General features: G+C 53.2%; 13 protein-coding genes. 8 read left to right on the forward strand and 5 right to left on the reverse strand.

The features are described from left to right. Positions 1-400: 400 nt before the first annotated feature. The 3 genes from ACO0U8_RS03095 to dbpA form a co-directional block, all read right to left on the reverse strand. On the reverse strand, positions 401-2,440 hold the full coding sequence (locus ACO0U8_RS03095) for a S9 family peptidase (RefSeq protein ID WP_421670261.1): 2,040 nt from the start codon (positions 2,438-2,440) through the stop codon (positions 401-403). A gap of 120 nt (positions 2,441-2,560) precedes the next feature. After that, positions 2,561-2,926 carry a protein YebF gene (gene yebF / locus ACO0U8_RS03100; protein WP_136375985.1) on the reverse strand — a complete coding sequence of 122 codons (366 nt, stop codon included), beginning with the start codon at positions 2,924-2,926 and terminating at the stop codon, positions 2,561-2,563. Positions 2,927-3,090: 164 nt separating this feature from the next. Then, positions 3,091-4,473 carry an ATP-dependent RNA helicase DbpA gene (gene dbpA, locus ACO0U8_RS03105; protein ID WP_122095655.1) on the reverse strand — a complete coding sequence of 461 codons (1,383 nt, stop codon included), beginning with the start codon at positions 4,471-4,473 and terminating at the stop codon, positions 3,091-3,093. A gap of 261 nt (positions 4,474-4,734) precedes the next feature. On the opposite strand from dbpA, the gene purT reads away from it, so the two are divergent. Further along, positions 4,735-5,913, forward strand: a complete 1,179-nt coding sequence (purT, locus tag ACO0U8_RS03110; RefSeq protein WP_421670262.1) for a formate-dependent phosphoribosylglycinamide formyltransferase — start codon at positions 4,735-4,737, stop codon at positions 5,911-5,913. A 100-nt stretch (positions 5,914-6,013) separates the two neighbouring features. Here purT and ACO0U8_RS03115 read toward each other — a convergent pair whose 3' ends face one another. After that, positions 6,014-6,193: a YoaH family protein gene (locus tag ACO0U8_RS03115; protein WP_056778924.1), complete on the reverse strand. Its 180-nt coding sequence runs from the start codon at positions 6,191-6,193 to the stop codon at positions 6,014-6,016. Positions 6,194-6,374: 181 nt separating this feature from the next. Between ACO0U8_RS03115 and pabB the strand changes: the two genes are divergently transcribed. From pabB to ACO0U8_RS03135, 4 genes are all read left to right on the forward strand, one after another. Then, a complete protein-coding gene (gene pabB, locus ACO0U8_RS03120) occupies positions 6,375-7,751 on the forward strand; it encodes an aminodeoxychorismate synthase component 1 (protein WP_421670263.1) in 1,377 nt (458 codons plus the stop codon). After that, positions 7,748-8,350, forward strand: coding sequence for a CoA pyrophosphatase (locus ACO0U8_RS03125; RefSeq protein WP_421670264.1), 603 nt, complete (start codon positions 7,748-7,750; stop codon positions 8,348-8,350). The genes pabB and ACO0U8_RS03125 overlap by 4 nt, the downstream gene beginning before the upstream one ends. Before the next feature lie 193 nt (positions 8,351-8,543). Further along, on the forward strand, positions 8,544-9,908 hold the full coding sequence (locus tag ACO0U8_RS03130) for an L-serine ammonia-lyase (protein ID WP_421670265.1): 1,365 nt from the start codon (positions 8,544-8,546) through the stop codon (positions 9,906-9,908). 431 nt (positions 9,909-10,339) lie between these two features. Continuing rightward, positions 10,340-11,932: an EAL domain-containing protein gene (locus ACO0U8_RS03135; protein ID WP_136375989.1), complete on the forward strand. Its 1,593-nt coding sequence runs from the start codon at positions 10,340-10,342 to the stop codon at positions 11,930-11,932. Between the two features lie 54 nt (positions 11,933-11,986). On the opposite strand, the gene ACO0U8_RS03140 is transcribed toward ACO0U8_RS03135, so the two are convergent. After that, on the reverse strand, positions 11,987-13,546 hold the full coding sequence (locus ACO0U8_RS03140) for a TerC family protein (protein ID WP_122095659.1): 1,560 nt from the start codon (positions 13,544-13,546) through the stop codon (positions 11,987-11,989). A gap of 606 nt (positions 13,547-14,152) precedes the next feature. On the opposite strand from ACO0U8_RS03140, the gene manX reads away from it, so the two are divergent. The 3 genes from manX to ACO0U8_RS03155 all read left to right on the forward strand — a co-directional run bounded on the left by manX (position 14,153) and on the right by ACO0U8_RS03155 (position 16,860). Then, complete coding sequence (manX, locus tag ACO0U8_RS03145; RefSeq protein WP_122095660.1) at positions 14,153-15,115, forward strand: PTS mannose transporter subunit IIAB; 963 nt, start codon at positions 14,153-14,155, stop codon at positions 15,113-15,115. 93 nt (positions 15,116-15,208) lie between these two features. Further along, positions 15,209-16,006, forward strand: coding sequence for a PTS mannose/fructose/sorbose transporter subunit IIC (locus tag ACO0U8_RS03150; RefSeq protein WP_056778907.1), 798 nt, complete (start codon positions 15,209-15,211; stop codon positions 16,004-16,006). An 11-nt stretch (positions 16,007-16,017) separates the two neighbouring features. Beyond that, positions 16,018-16,860: a PTS mannose transporter subunit IID gene (locus ACO0U8_RS03155; protein WP_056778904.1), complete on the forward strand. Its 843-nt coding sequence runs from the start codon at positions 16,018-16,020 to the stop codon at positions 16,858-16,860. Positions 16,861-16,936: the final 76 nt, after the last annotated feature.

Raw genomic sequence — 16,936 nt, forward strand, 5'->3', positions numbered from 1 at the left:
ACTCAATAACAGCGCATCGGCCAGCCAACGACAAGTTGTTCTGCATCAAAATCGAATTTTTGTATGCTGTTCGCATACTTATCACGCAATTTCATCAGGAACTCCCGGTGATGAACCGGAAGACATGACTGTAAAGTCCTGTCAGAAACAAGAAGGGACTTGCAACCTGAGCCAATTTGGCACTAAATAGACGGGCAACCCAATCCACCAGCTTTAAAGAGAGGCAATCATGAGTAAAGGAATGGATAGCAAAAAGAATGCGAAGAAAAAGCCATTGAAAACCCCTGCCGAAAAAAAGGCTGATAAAAAAGCCAAGAAAGCATCTGCTTAACAATGTACTTCGTAGAATAAACCCGCTCAGCGCGGGTTTTTTTATGGGATTTTTTCAGGACTTGCAGACTTATTTTTTTGCCGCCAGCGCCAGCACAAAGGCGTATTCCAGCGCGATATCTTCGTAAGCTTTGAAACGGCCAGATTTGCCGCCGTGGCCGGAATCCATATCCGTGTGCATCAGAAGCTGGTTGCTGTCCGTTTTCACATCACGCAGTTTCGCCACCCACTTTGCCGGCTCCCAGTATTGCACCTGAGAATCATGCAGGCCGGTGGTGACCAGCATGTGCGGATATGCCTGGGCGCGCACCTGATCGTACGGGCTGTATTGCAGCATGTAGTCGTAATAGGCTTTGTCGTTCGGGTTACCCCACTCGTCATACTCACCGGTGGTCAGCGGGATAGATTCATCCAGCATCGTTGTCACCACATCAACAAACGGAACCTGCGCCACGATGCCGTGATACAACGCCGGTGCCTGATTGATGATAGCGCCCATCAGCAAGCCGCCTGCGCTGCCCCCCATGGCGTACACCTGTTTCGCATCGCCATAACCTTCAGCGATCAGTTCTTTGGTCACGTCGATGAAATCGTTGAAGGTATTCAGTTTGTTGAACAGTTTACCGTCGTCATACCACTGCTGACCGAGCTCTGCGCCGCCGCGAATATGCGCCAGAGCAAAAACAAAACCGCGATCTAACAGGCTGAGGCGGCTGCCGCTAAACGCCGGATCCATGCTGCTGCCGTAAGAGCCGTAGCCATAAAGCATCAGCGGATTCTGGTGCGGCTTAAATAACTCCGCGCGGTAAACCAGTGAAACCGGTACTTTCACGCCGTCGCGGGCTGTGACCCAAACACGTTCACTGCGATAGTTCGCCGGATCAAAATCTTTCACTTCCTGCTGTTTGAGTAAGGTGCGTTCCTGCGTATCCAGATCCAACTCAAATAACGTACTCGGCGTGGTCATGGAAGAATAGCCATAGCGCAACAGCGAGGTGTCCGGGTCAGGGTTATAGGCCAGCCAGGTGGTGTACGTCGGGTCGTCAAACGCCAGCGACTTTTCCTCACCGGTCTGCCAGTGGATCTGGCGCAGATGCGTCAGCCCCTGCTCACGTTCTTCCACAACCAGCCAGTCACGAAACAGACTAAAACCTTCGAGCATCACTTCATCGCGCGGCGCAATCAAAGCCTGCCAGGCGGACTCTTCACCGCGGTCACTTTGATACAGGCCGAAGTTTTTACCGTCTTTATTGGAACGGATATAGAACTTGCCGAGGTAATGATCGAGTGCATATTCGTGATCTTTCCGACGCGGCAGGAAGACCTGAGGTGTCGCCTGCGGATCGTCAGCATCCAGCAGTAAAATCTCCGAGGTGGTGGTGCTGTCGAGATGGATCAGAATGTATTTTTCTGACGTGGTTTTATCCAGACCCACATAGAAGGTGTCGTCTTTTTCTTCGTACACCAGTTTGTCTGTTTTCGGGTCAGTGCCGATAACGTGGCGATAAACCTGATACGGCAGCAGCGTTTTTTTGTGTTTGCGCACGTAATACAGCGTCTGTGAATCGTTCGCCCATTCGCTGCTGCCGGAGGTGTTTTTCAGCAGATCGTCGGTCCAGGTTTCGTCATCCAGATTTTTGATGCGGATGTCGTACTGGCGGCGCGACAAAAAATCTTCAGCAACGGCCATCAGTTTGTTATCAGGGCTGATATCCAGCCCGCCCAGCGTATAAAACTCGCTGTCTTTGGCGCGTTCGTTGCCGTCGATCAACGTGCGCCAGTTTTCCGTCTCGTCTGCAGGTTGACGAAGATAGAGGGCGTATTCGTTGCCCGGCTCATAGCGTGTCTGATAACGGAAACCGTGTTTAACATACGGAACGGAATGATCCTGCTGGGCAATACGTGCCACCATCTCGCCATAAAGGGTTTCACGCAGCGCCTGATGCGGCTGCATGGCCTGATCGGTGTAGGCATTTTCGGCGGTCAGATAGGCCAAAACCTGAGGGTCGGTGCGGTCATCGTCACGCAACCAGTAATAATTATCGACGCGTTCATCGCCGTGTACGCTCAGGGTTTCAGGGCGTTTTTCAGCCTTTGGAGGTGTCATCATCGCGGGATCTCTTTGTCCTCTTAGTGGTGTAGTAAGAGTGACAGGTTTATGCGGGGAAACCAAGGGACGGAAAAGAAAGGAATAATGCGTCCGCTGGCTGGCAACGGACGCAGGAAATGCTTAAACGGGTGCGCTGTAGCTGATTTCGCCAAGCTGACAGTTGAGCGTCACCTGATAGGTTTTGTCGGTATGATCGCCACGAACTTTCAGCGGGATCTCCCAACGGGCATTATCGCCGCTGATGCTGTCCGGAACGACCCACGCCACCGGTGTGGAAGTCCCGAGGGTTTTCTTATCGGCATCCCAGCGCGGAATACGGTTTTGCAGGAAATCACGTTTAACCAGCGCTGCAATCTCATCTTTGCTGGCGGTGGAACAAGGTGCGACCGTCGCCGTTCTGACTTCAGGTTCAGCGGCCTGCGCCATCTGACTCATCCCGCTCATTCCTGCTAACGCTATTACCACGCCTGTGATCATCTTTTTCATTGTGCGTCTTCCCGCTTTTTGTCGATCGTTATCACTGACCTTGCAGGATCCATATCCCTACAACTGACAAGGTCATCGCTTGCGTCAGATAATATAATCCTCAACAAGGTAATAACACAACATTAACAATAAGACCTGCAACGCAAAAGCGGGATGAAAATCCGTTAACGCAAGATAATAGCCTTACAGTTTTTGCCTTTGATCTTGCCTTCCTGCAAACGCTGTAACGCTTTTTTGGCGCTTTTCTGACGGATAGCCACGTACGCGTGGATCGGGAACATATCGATTTTACCCACTTCCGCAGCCGTCAGACCCGCTTCACCGGTCAGAGCACCGAGGATATCGCCGGGACGAATTTTGGCTTTACGCCCCCCGTCAATGCACAGCGTCGCCATCTCAGGATCGAGCGCCACCGGTGTCGCTGCCAGCGCCTGCGCTGCGGGCTGCCAGGTAAAGGTCTGACGGGTATAATCTTCCAGCGCGTGCACCCGCACCATTTCCTGTGGCGTCACCAGACTGACCGCCAGACCGCTGGTGCCTGCACGGCCTGTACGACCGACGCGGTGAATGTGCACTTCAGGATCGAAAGAGAGTTCGTAGTTGATGACCAGACCGAGATCTTTGATGTCCAGCCCGCGCGCAGCCACGTCAGTCGCCACCAGTACGCGGCAACTGCCGTTAGAGAAACGCACCAGCACGCGGTCACGGTCGCGCTGTTCCAGATCGCCGTTCAGCGCCAGTGCGCTGATGCCTTTACCGGAAAGTGCATCACACACGTCCTGGCAGTCGCGTTTGGTATTACAGAACACCACACACGACGTCGGCTGATGCTGATACAGCACCGCCGCCAGCAGGGACAAACGCTGATGTTTATCGGCTTCGATGAAGACCTGCTTGATATCAGCAACATCTTCCTCGCCTTCAATTTCGACTTTCAGCGGCTGACGCTGGAATTTAGAGCTGATGCGCTCGATGCCATCCGGATAGGTCGCGGAGAACAACAGAGTCTGACGGGCTGGCGGTGTATAGCTGACCACATCTTCGATATCTTCGCTAAAGCCCATATCCAGCATGCGATCTGCTTCGTCCAGCACCAGCACTTTCAGCTGATCCAGTTTCAGGGTGCCTTTACGCAAATGTTCCTGAATGCGGCCCGGCGTGCCCACAACAATGTGTGGCTGACGAACCAGAGATTCCAGCTGTGGCCCGATGGACTGGCCGCCGCACAGGGTCAGGATTTTGATGTTCTGGGTGAATCGCGCCAGACGACGTAACTCTTTACTGACCTGATCCGCCAGTTCACGGGTCGGACACAGCACCAGCGCCTGCGCGTAGAACTGTGCCACGGTGATGCTGTTCAGCAGGCCGATACCGAAGGCTGCCGTTTTACCGCTGCCGGTTTTGGCTTTCGCCAGGACGTCCTGACCTTGCAGGATGGCAGGCAGAGAAGCGGCCTGAATCGGGGTCATTTCGGCATAACCCAGTTCGGTCAGGTTAGAAAGTTGCTCAGCGGGCAATGTCAGGGCTGAAAAGGAATGCGTGCTCAAGGCGATAACTCTTTATGTGAGGCAAAAATCGGGGCAGCGGCAGAAGGTCTGGCGCCATGGTTTGGCCAAATGATAACAGAGACGCCCGCCGACTGCCTTAAACGGCAGAAAACGGACTGAAAAAATCCGCAGATGCCCTGGCCGGATTGCGTCGCTGAAATCGTTTAAGATGCTGCGCAATCGTTTTCGTATGGCATAAATTCAGATATACTGCGCGCCGAAATTCTCATTTTTCTTCATCACAGATCTGGGTACGAAGCTATGTTAACCATTGGTACTGCACTGCGCACCGGCGCCACCCGCGTCATGTTGTTAGGCTCTGGCGAACTCGGTAAAGAAGTGGCGATCGAATGCCAGCGTCTTGGCCTGGAAGTGATCGCCGTCGATCGTTACGCTGATGCACCGGCGATGCAGGTCGCTCACCGCAGCCATGTCATTAATATGCTGGACGGCGACGCCCTGAAACAGGTGATTGAAAGCGAACGCCCTGATTTCATCGTGCCGGAAATCGAAGCTATCGCCACCAGCATGCTGGTTGAACTGGAAAAACAGGGTCACAACGTCGTACCTTGCGCTGAAGCGACGCGCCTGACCATGAATCGCGAGGGTATTCGTCGCCTGGCCGCAGAGACGCTGCAATTGCCAACGTCGAGCTACCAGTTTGCTAATGATGAAGCGTCTTTCCGCCAGGCGGTAGACGCAATCGGTTACCCGTGCATCATCAAACCGGTGATGAGCTCCTCCGGTAAAGGCCAGAGCCTGATCCGTGGCGCAGACCAGCTGCAAACCGCATGGGATTATGCGCAGCAAGGCGGCCGTGCTGGCGGCGGGCGCGTGATTGTTGAAGGGCTGGTAAAATTTGATTTCGAAATCACGCTGCTGACCATCAGCGCCGTTGACGGCATCCACTTCTGCGCGCCGATCGGCCATCGTCAGGAAGACGGTGATTACCGTGAATCCTGGCAGCCGCAGCAGATGACCGAACTGGCGTTACAGCGCGCGAAAGACATCGCCGAAAAAGTGGTGAAAGCTCTGGGCGGCAAAGGCCTGTTTGGCGTCGAACTGTTTGTGTGCGGCGACGACGTGGTCTTCAGCGAAGTGTCACCGCGCCCGCACGATACCGGCATGGTAACGCTGATTTCTCAGGATCTCTCTGAGTTTGCCCTGCACGTTCGCGCCTTCCTCGGCCTGCCGGTAGGTAATATCCGCCAGTTCGGCCCTTCCGCCTCTGCCGTGATCCTGCCTGAACTGACCAGTAACAACGTGACTTTCAGCGGTCTGGAAAATGCACTGACCGGATACAATCAGATCCGCCTGTTCGGCAAACCGGAAATCAGCGGTAAACGCCGTCTGGGTGTGGCGCTGGCCATTGCCGAAAATGTGGAAGATGCCGTCGAGCAGGCGAAGCTGGCCGCCGCCGCCGTGAGTGTGAAAGGCTAATCTCAGTCAGTTCATCACGAAAAAAAGCCGGACACCTGTAAAGGGTCCGGCTTTTTTGTCATCACGAGATCGGCTCTTATAAGCGTCTCAGGTTCGAATGTTATTCGTCTTCGTCATCAAAAATGACGGTCACGCGATCGCCTTTATGCGTTTCACGGATTTCTGCCGCAACGGTGGCAATGGCTTCGCCGCTGCTCATGCCGTTTTCCATTAACTGGCGGATACGATCGGCGGCCTGTTCTTGTTCGTTATGTGAAAGTGAAGGCATACCTGTCAGCATAGGAAATTCCTGTTGTACGTGTTGGATGAGGCAAGAGAGAAACAACACCCGCAGGCTGCGGGGTTGAACAGTATACGCCTTATTCACGCAAATCGCCTGCGCTGGTTTCCGGTGGCCTGATCTATGTTAGGATCACAGGTCTGTTACATCATTTATCGCGCCAGAGAAACTGAAACCCGCCATGCAACCCGCTCACTCCGTTGTTCATCATTCGTTGCCCTATCAGCCAGATGCCTTGCTGACGCTGTTCGCGCCACTTTCTGCGTTGCCCTGGGCCATGTTGCTGCACTCGGGTGCCGCACAGCATCAGCATAACCGCTTCGACATTCTGGTGGCGGATCCGCAGATAACGCTGACCACGCGCGGCAACGTCACCCTGGTTGAGCAAAACGGCAGCGTGGTATCGCGGGAAGATGATCCGTTCACCCTGCTGGAAGAGCAGCTTTCGGCCAGCGGATTACAGGCAACCAGCGCGGATGATTTTCCTTTTCAGGGCGGCGCGCTGGGTCTGTTTGGCTATGATTTAGGCCGTCGTGTCGAGACACTGCCGGATATCGCCCGGCGCGATATTCATCTGCCGGACATGGCCGTCGGCATTTATGACTGGGCGCTGATCGCCGATCATCATTTACAGCGTCTGACGCTGGTCTGTCATGGCGATGTGCAGGCACGTCTGCGCTGGCTCGAAGCGCATGCGCAGCCGGTAAATACCGCGTCTTTTCGCCTGAATGCACCCTGGCAGGCGAACATGAGCCGCGGGGAATATGGCGAGAAATTCCGCCAGATTCAGGAATATATTCACAGCGGTGACTGTTATCAGATCAATCTGGCGCAGCGTTTTTCCACAGATTATCAGGGAGATGAATGGCAGGCTTTCCTGCGGCTGAATCAGGCCAACCGCGCGCCGTTCTCGGCATTTCTGCGCTTGCCGGAAAACGCCGTGCTCAGCCTTTCGCCGGAACGCTTTATCTGGCTGAGGAATAAGCAGATCCAGACCCGCCCTATCAAAGGCACGTTGCCGCGCTGTGAAGATCCGCTGGAAGATGCCCGTCAGGCTGAACGTCTGGCCGCGTCGGAAAAAGATCGGGCCGAAAATCTGATGATCGTCGATTTACTGCGTAATGACATTGGTCGCGTAGCCACGCCCGGCACCGTGCGGGTTCCCGAACTGTTTGTGGTCGAGCCTTTCCCGGCTGTTCATCATCTGGTCAGCACCATCACCGCGCAGTTACCGGACGACTGCCACGCCAGCGCCCTGCTGCGCGCCTGCTTCCCTGGCGGATCGATTACCGGTGCGCCGAAAGTACGCGCGATGGAAATCATCGAAGAACTCGAGCCGCAGCGACGAAACGGTTACTGCGGCAGTATTGCTTACCTCAGTTGTTGCGGCACTATGGACAGCAATATCACTATCCGCACGTTGCTTACCGAGCAGGGGAAAATCTACTGCTGGGCAGGCGGCGGCATCGTTGCAGACAGTCAGGAACAGGCCGAATATCAGGAGACGTTCGATAAAATTGCCCGCATCCTGCCACAGTTAGGAGTCGTACAGCCGTGACGTTGCTGGAACAACAGCCGACCTTGCAGGCATTTTCACCCGCCGTGGAAGATTTTATTCTGCGCTTTCAGTTGCAGCAGCCCCGCCTGCCCGCACAACATTTGCGCGGAACCCGTCAGGCAGCGGTGTTGATCCCCATTATTTGCCGTGAAGAACCAACCATTTTACTGACCCGGCGATCAGACAGCCTGCGCAAGCATCCCGGCCAGGTGGCGTTTCCCGGCGGCGCAGCCGATGCCACCGACGCGTCGATTATTGCCACCGCGCTGCGCGAGGCGCAGGAAGAAGTCGCCATTCCGCCCGAACAGGTGCACGTGTTAGGCACGCTGGCACCGCAGGACAGCAGCAGCGGGTTTCAGGTGACCCCGGTCATTGGCCTGTTACCGGTGGATGTGACATTCCACCCGCAGGAAGACGAGGTGGCAGAGCTGTTCGAAATGCCGCTTCAGGAAGCGTTCGATCTGGCCCGCTATCACTCTCTGGATATTCATCGCAGAGGGATCCACCACCGGGTGTATTTATCCTGGTATCAGCAACAATTTGTCTGGGGACTTACCGCGTCGATCATTCGTCAGCTGGCCCGGCAGGTTAAAGACTGACCTCAACGGTTACACATCGATCACACTTTCGCATCAAATAAGTTTATTTCATGCGAAAAATGAAACTATTGGTCTTAACCCCTTTTACACTATGGATCTACCCATAAGATCAGATCTCCCCACGGGGCCAGATTTCAGTTATGGGTGTCAGGGATCCCGTTCCCTGCCGTTATCAATTACAGGAGTATTCGACGTGATTAGCGTTTTCGACATGTTCAAGGTCGGGATTGGCCCTTCCAGTTCCCATACTTTGGGCCCGATGAAAGCAGGCAAACAGTTCGCTGATGACCTGCTCGAACAGGGCATGATGCCTGCCGTTACGCGTGTCGCCGTGGACGTTTTTGGCTCCCTGTCACTGACAGGTAAAGGCCACCACACAGATATCGCCATTATTTTAGGTCTGGCGGGTAACCAGCCAGATACCGTTGACATCGACGGTATTCCCCACTTTATCCGCGACGTTGAGCAACGTGAGCGTTTGCCGCTGGGTGAAACGCAGCACGAAGTCGATTTCCCGCGCGACACGGGCATGGTTTTCCGGAGCGAGAATTTACCGCGTCATGAAAACGCTATGCAGATCCACGCCTTTGCCGGTGACAAACTGGTTTACAGCAAAACCTATTACTCCGTCGGCGGCGGTTTTATTGTCGATGACGAGCATTTCGGCCAGCCGGTGCTGGATGAAGTGGCGGTGCCTTTCAGCTTTAATTCGGCCAGTGAAATGCTGGCGAAGTGCAAAGAAAATGGCCTGTCGCTGTCCGGCATGATGATGAAAAACGAGCTGGCGCAGCACAGCAAACAGGAAATCGAGCAGTATTTCGAGAAAATCTGGCACACCATGCAGGCCTGTATCGATCGCGGTTTAAACACGGAAGGCGTGCTTCCCGGCCCGCTGCGTGTCCCCCGCCGCGCCTCGGCACTGCGCCGGATGCTGGTATCAAACGATCAGCTGTCAAAAGACCCGATGAACGTCATCGACTGGGTGAACATGTTTGCGCTGGCGGTGAATGAAGAAAACGCAGCCGGCGGACGCGTGGTTACTGCACCGACGAACGGTGCCTGCGGGATTGTTCCTGCGGTGCTGGCGTACTACGACAAGTACATTCAGTCGGTCAGCCCGGACATTTATCTGCGCTATTTCCTGACGTCCGGCGCCATCGGTATTCTTTATAAGATGAATGCCTCTATTTCCGGGGCTGAGGTCGGCTGCCAGGGCGAAGTCGGCGTCGCCTGTTCTATGGCCGCTGCCGGTCTGACAGAATTGCTGGGCGGAAGCCCGGAGCAGGTCTGCGTCGCCGCAGAGATCGGGATGGAGCACAACCTCGGCCTGACCTGCGATCCTGTCGCCGGTCAGGTTCAGGTGCCGTGTATTGAGCGTAATGCGATTGCCTCGGTAAAAGCCATTAACTCAGCACGCATGGCGCTGCGCCGCACCAGTGAGCCCCGGGTTTCTCTCGATAAAGTGATTGAAACCATGTACGAAACGGGTAAAGACATGAATGCCAAGTACCGTGAAACCTCCCGCGGCGGTCTGGCGATCAAGGTACAGTGCGACTGATATTACCAAGGTTTTCCTTGTGCCTGCGGCGGCGAAGAACTGTTTTTTTAACCGTTCGCCGCAGGATATATCAGCCTGGAACTGTCACTTAGTCATTAAATCTTTGTTAAGAAAAACCTGTTGTATTATCAATACTTAATGGCCGTGAGACTTGCTTATACCTTGCAGGTGCGGCATGCTGATTTCCGCTTGTTTTGCCGCACAGACTGCTTCACTCTGTACCATCACGTATAAGATAAAATGAACAGACGCTAAGTAAGTGACAACGTCACAAATCTGGATTTTCTCTGATTTTCCTTCTTCACGCAGGAAGAGCATCCGGCGATTTACGGCTACTATCAATAATAATGAAACGGCTGTTTTGCATCGGTAAACCTTTAAAATGAACACTTGTAAGCCTGCACTTTACACGGGATAAAAGGATTAGAACGATGCTGTTCTCCCAGACCGGACTTGCGAAGTATCGCTACTATCGCCTTGCACTGGCCGGCGCGATGGGTATTTTTACCCTGCTGTTAACACTCAGTATCCGTATTTATGAACAAAGCCAGGTGATCACCGCCGATCAGCAACGCGTCGCCTTACACACCGTTCAGAAACTCGAAAAACTGCTTGAACCCGCTATACCTGCTGCGCAATCCACCCCTGTCGATCCGGCGCTGACCTGCCGTGAATTACAACCGGCCTTGCAGCAAACTGTCGCTCTGATGCAGACATTGCGTTCTATCACCCTCGTCAATAATGGCACCATCACCTGCTCAAGCCTGATTGGTGCACTGGATCTCAGCCTCGATAAAACGCTGCCCGATATCGCGCAAGGCAAAACGCGGCTGGAACTTCGCGCTGCGAAATTAAGCCGGCTGAACATCCCTACCCTGCTGCTCTGGCAGCCCGCCACGCCCGATAATCTCAACGGTCAGCTGTTTGTGTATAACATCGGGATCCTGTCGAATTTCCTGCTCGAACCGCAACCGCCGTATGCGCGCCATATTGTTCTGAACGTCATGAAGCAAAGTCTGGAATATGGAAAGAACGAAATTATTCCCAGTGTGAATTTGCCGCAGCAGCCGTTACTGACCGTCACGTCGCCAAATTATGATTTCACCGTGTCCATTTATGGCGAAGAGGCCTCGGCGCTGGCGTGGTCAGAGCTGGCGTCTCATCTGCCTCTTTCCATGTTGATAAGCTTACTGACGGCGACAGCAGTCTATTTATTGTCAGGCAGCCGGATAAGCCTTGCCTATCCGATAAGCCACGGGATTTCGCACCGCGAATTTAAGGTGTATTGCCAGCCCATTATTAACAGCGTCGATGGCCGCTGCATTGGCGTGGAAACGCTGATGCGCTGGAAAAATCGCAGGCAGGAGTGGGTGTCGCCAGATGTGTTTATTCCGCTCGCCGAGCAGCACGGATTAATCATCGCGCTCACCCGCTATCTGATTAAAACCGTCACCGATAATCTCGCTGTTTTCCCCGCCACGTCGGGGTTTTACGTCAGTATTAACGTCGCAGCGCAGCACTTCAATAATATGGAAATTGTGGATGATATCCGCAAAATCTGGCTTCCCGCTGAGCCTTCCGTCTCACTGATGCTGGAGCTGACGGAACGCACGCGGTTGCAGGAGCTCAGAGCTGCCGAGATTTCTCAACTGAAGGAGATGGGGATTTTACTGGCCATCGATGATTTTGGTACCGGCCACAGTTCACTGAGTTATCTGAAAACGCTCAACCCAGACGTGCTGAAGATCGACCAGGCGTTTACCGCCTCAATTGGCACCGATGCCATCAATGCCACGGTGACGGATACGATCATCACGCTGGCGCAGCGCCTTAATCTGAAACTGATTGCCGAAGGGGTGGAAACCCGTGAGCAGGTCGATTATTTGCGTAAACGTAAAGTCGATTCCCTGCAGGGCTACTATTTTGCCCGGCCAATGCCGATTGAAGTGTTTCCGATCTGGCTGGCGCGCTACGAGAAATCGACCCAGGCACTTCAACCGGTTGAAGAGGAGTCTGACGAATAACAGCCATAAAAAACGGCGACCGAAGTCGCCGTTCTCAGCAGAAGTACACCGCGGTTACTGGTCTTCTTCCCACCCGTTTTCAGACTGAATTTTCGTTATGCGTACACGCTCAATACGGTAATCCGTCACTTCAAGGATTTCAAAGTGCAGCGACGCCATATCAATCACTTCACCGGCCACAGGCATCTGACCTGATTTTGACAACAGCAGCCCCGCCAGTGATGCAAAATCATCGTCCGGGCTGACCAGGGTGTTGATGTCCAGGATCTGCTGCAACAGATGTAAATCCGTGCCCCCTTTGGCAATCCAGGCGTCGCCATCAGCAATCACGTCAGGCGTTTCATCTTCATCAGGGAATTCACCGGCAATCGCCTCCAGCACGTCCAGCGGCGTAACCAGCCCCTGAATCACACCAAACTCGTTGCTGACCACCACCAGACGCCCTTTCGCTTTGCGCAGCACCGCCAGCAGATTGATGACATCCATGGTTTCCGGCACCACGATGGGCGGCGTTTTTTCGGCAAAGGCCACGATACTTTCACCGTTTTCCAGCGCCACCAGCAGATCTTTCGCACGCACCACACCGATCACGTCATCCAGTGAATGGCGGCAAATCGGGAACAGGCTGTGCGGCGTATCCAGCAACTGACTGCGGATTTCTGCCGGAGAACGTTCGCAGTCCACCCAGGATATTTCGGTACGCGGCGTCATAATGCTGCGCAGTGAGCGTGATGCCAGCGTCAGTACGCCGGTGATCATGTGTCGCTCTTCTTCGGCAAACGTCTCATTCGCAGGCAGCACATCACCGGAAGGTTCATCTTCATTCTGATGCTGGCGTTTCCCGCCCATCAGACGCTGAATCGCCTCGGCGGTACGTTCACGCATCGGCCTGGTGGACTGGCTTTTCAGGAAGTTACGACGGGCAATCTGGTTAAACAATTCAATCAGAATGGAGAAGCCGATCGCAGCGTACAAATAACCTTTCGGAATGTGGAAGCCAAAACCTTCTGCAATCAGGCTCAGACCGATCATCAGCAGGAAGCTGAGACACAGCACCACCACCGTCGGATGATTGTTCACAAAGCGCGTCAGCGATTTCGAGGCCATCAGCATGACGCCCATGGCAATGATAACCGCCGTCATCATGACGTAGAGGTTATTCACCATGCCGACCGCCGTGATCACCGCATCGAGAGAGAAGACGGCATCCAGCACCACAATCTGGGCGACGACCGACCAGAAGCTGGCGTACCCACGATTTTGTGAACCGTGCTCTTCATGCCCTTCCAGCCTTTCATGCAGCTCTGTCGTCGCCTTGAACAGCAGGAAAACCCCGCCGAGTAACAGGATCAGATCACGACCAGAGAAACTAAACTGGGCAATGCTGAACAGCGGCGTGGTCAGTTTGACCATCCACGAAATCAGCGACAGCAGACCTAAACGCATGATCAGGGCTAATGACAAGCCGATGATACGCGCTTTATCACGCTGTTTTGGCGGCAGTTTGTCCGCAAGAATGGCAATAAAGACCAGATTGTCGATACCCAGAACAATTTCCAGGACGACAAGTGTCAGCAAACCGACCCATATTGAAGGGTCCATCAAAAATTCCATGTCAGACTCCGCAATGAGTTAAAGAAAAAAGACGCAAAGAAACGCGATTCGCTGAGCATTCAGACGCCCGGCAAAAAGTTTTAACTGGGTAACTCACAGATGAAAGCGGTTTCAGTGCGGCAAAAATCAGGCCCATTGGGGCGGATTTGCCGGTATTGATGAGGTGAAGAAGCGAAGAATAGTGACGTCGGTGACAGTCCATAGGGAGGGCTGAGGCCCGGTACTCCTGTTCAATTATTTGGAAAATCACTTTATCAGGAATGATTATCAGGGGAAAGTATGATCTTTTACCTCCAGCATCATTCTGAAACATCTATGCTGTTTTATTGTGCACGTGAAAGCGTATTCACAATACGTCGTTGAATAACGGACAGTCGTCACAAAAATTATTTTTTCACACACTAAAATAAATCACGTTGCACAACCTGTTGAGGTTCTGCTGTTTTACTGTTTATCAGTGTTATCAGAAATTAACGGACGTTCTTTGAGTTCAGTCTCATGCAGGGAATGCCCTGTCCGCCTCAGGAATAAAAACGGGCGGATGTCATCGTCAGCACCATTACTTATGTGCATAACTCTTAACGGAGTTAACAGAGGAGGTAGCGAGTGAGTATTGCTATTATCATCGGCACGCACGGGTCAGCAGCTGAGCAGTTGCTGAAAACAGCGGAAATGATTTTAGGTGAACAGGATAACGTCGCCTATATCGATTTCGTACCCGGCGAGAACGCCGAAACCCTGATCGAAAAGTACACGGCAAAGTTGGGTGGTTTAGACACCAGCAGCGGCGTCCTTTTCCTGGTCGACACCTGGGGTGGCAGCCCGTTTAACGCCGCCAGCCGCATTGTTGTCGATAAGGAAAATTACGAAGTTGTCACCGGTGTGAATATCCCAATGCTGGCAGAAACGTTCATGGCACGTGATGACAACCCCTCTTTCGCAGAGCTGGTTGCCATTGCAGTGGAAACCGGACGTATTGGCGTGAAAGCGCTGAAAACCCCGGAACCTGCCACCGAAGCGCCTGTCGCCGCACCTGTGCCAAAAAAAGCCGCCCCGGTTCAACCTTCCGGCCCGAATGACTACATGAAGATCGGTCTTGCCCGTATCGATGACCGTTTGATCCATGGCCAGGTAGCGACCCGCTGGACCAAAGAAACCAACGTCAACCGCATTATTGTTATCAGCGATGAAGTCGCTGCCGATACCGTGCGTAAAACGTTGCTGACTCAGGTTGCTCCTCCCGGTGTTACCGCACACGTTGTCGATGTGGAGAAAGCTATCCGTGTCTACAACAACCCAAAATACGCAGGCGACCGTGTGATGTTGCTGTTCACCAATCCAACCGACGTGTTGCGTGTGGTGGAAGGTGGCATAAAGATTACGACCGTCAATATCGGTGGTATGGCATTCCGTCAGGGTAAAACCCAGGTGAATAATGCCGTGTCCGTCGACGAGAAAGATATCGAAGCATTCAAAAAACTGGATGCTAAAGGTATTGAACTTGAAGTGCGTAAAGTGTCCTCGGATTCACGTCTCAAGATGATGGATCTTATTAATAAGATGAATTAATAAGCACATGCGTTTCGGGCAGATGACCTCAACGTTATCTGTGCCCTATGTGCTTGTTTTTACTCAGCGTCCTTTGGTCATAGGAGAAGTGCAATGGAGATCACCACACTACAAATTGTGCTGATATTTATTGTTGCATGTATTGCCGGGATGGGTTCGATTCTGGATGAGTTCCAGTTTCACCGTCCGTTAGTTGCCTGTACTTTGATCGGTTTTGTTCTGGGTGATGTTAAAACCGGGATCATCATCGGCGGTACTTTGGAAATGATCGCTTTGGGCTGGATGAACATCGGTGCTGCTGTTGCGCCAGATGCTGCTCTCGCCTCTATCATCTCGACCATTCTGGTTATTGCCGGCGGACAGTCTGTCGGTGCGGGTATCGCGCTGGCGATCCCTCTGGCAGCTGCCGGCCAGGTATTAACCATTATCGTTCGTACCATCACCGTTGCCTTCCAGCACGCTGCTGATAAAGCCGCTGAGAAAGGGAATCTGAGCGCCATCACCTGGATCCACGTTTCGGCACTGGTTCTTCAGGCAATGCGTATCGCCATTCCAGCCGTGATTGTTGCTGTTTCTGTGGGTACTGCCATCGTTCATGATCTGCTGGCATCGATTCCGGAAGTGGTCACCAACGGCCTGAATATCGCGGGTGGTATGATTGTTGTTGTCGGTTACGCCATGGTCATCAACATGATGCGTGCTGGCTACCTGATGCCTTTCTTCTACCTCGGTTTCGTCACTGCGGCATTCACTAACTTCAACCTGGTAGCACTGGGTGTAATTGGTGTGGTGATGGCAGTGCTTTACATCCAGTTGAGCCCGAAATACAACAAATCTGCGCAAGCAGCGGCGGCTCCGGGTGTTAACGATCTCGATAACGAATTGGATTAAGGGTGAAGGACATGGTTGATAAAACTGAAGTTAAAAAACTCACGGCAAGCGACATTCGCGGTGTGTTTATGCGCTCCAACCTTTTCCAGGGGTCATGGAACTTCGAACGTATGCAGGCTCTGGGCTTCTGCTTCTGTATGGTGCCTGCAATTCGTCGTCTCTATCCTGAAAATAACGACGATCGCAAAGCGGCGATCAAACGCCATCTGGAATTCTTCAACACCCATCCTTACGTTGCAGCGCCTGTTTTGGGTGTAACGCTGGCGATGGAAGAACAGCGTGCCAACGGCGCACCTATCGACGACGCAGCCATCAACGGTCTGAAAGTCGGTCTGATGGGGCCTCTGGCCGGTGTGGGTGACCCGATCTTCTGGGGTACTGTACGTCCGGTGTTTGCTGCGCTGGGTGCAGGTATCGCGATGACCGGGAGTCTGCTCGGACCGTTGCTGTTCTTTATTCTGTTCAACGTAGTGCGCCTGCTGACCCGTTATTACGGCGTGGCATATGGCTATAAAAAAGGTGTCGATATCGTTAGTGATATGGGCGGCGGCTTCCTGCAAAAACTGACTGAGGGGGCGTCGATTCTCGGCCTCTTTGTCATGGGGGCGCTGGTTAACAAATGGACCCACGTTAACATCCCGCTGGTGGTATCGAAAATTACCGACCAGACAGGCCACACCACAGTCACCACGGTACAGACGATTCTGGACCAGCTGATGCCAGGTCTGGTGCCATTGCTGCTGACCTTCGGCTGTATGTGGTTGCTGCGTAAGAAAGTGAACGCGTTGTGGATCATCGTTGGCTTCTTCGCCATCGGTATCTTCGGTTACTGGATTGGCCTGTTAGGTCTCTGATAACCACAAGCCGGGGGATCACTCCTCCGGCTTTTTTATTGCCTTAATTTGCCCATTTCTGATTTTATTTAGTTTT

Source organism: Rahnella sp. EDr1-12 (genome assembly GCF_049206505.1).
Taxonomy (GTDB): Bacteria; Pseudomonadota; Gammaproteobacteria; order Enterobacterales; family Enterobacteriaceae; genus Rahnella; species Rahnella rivi.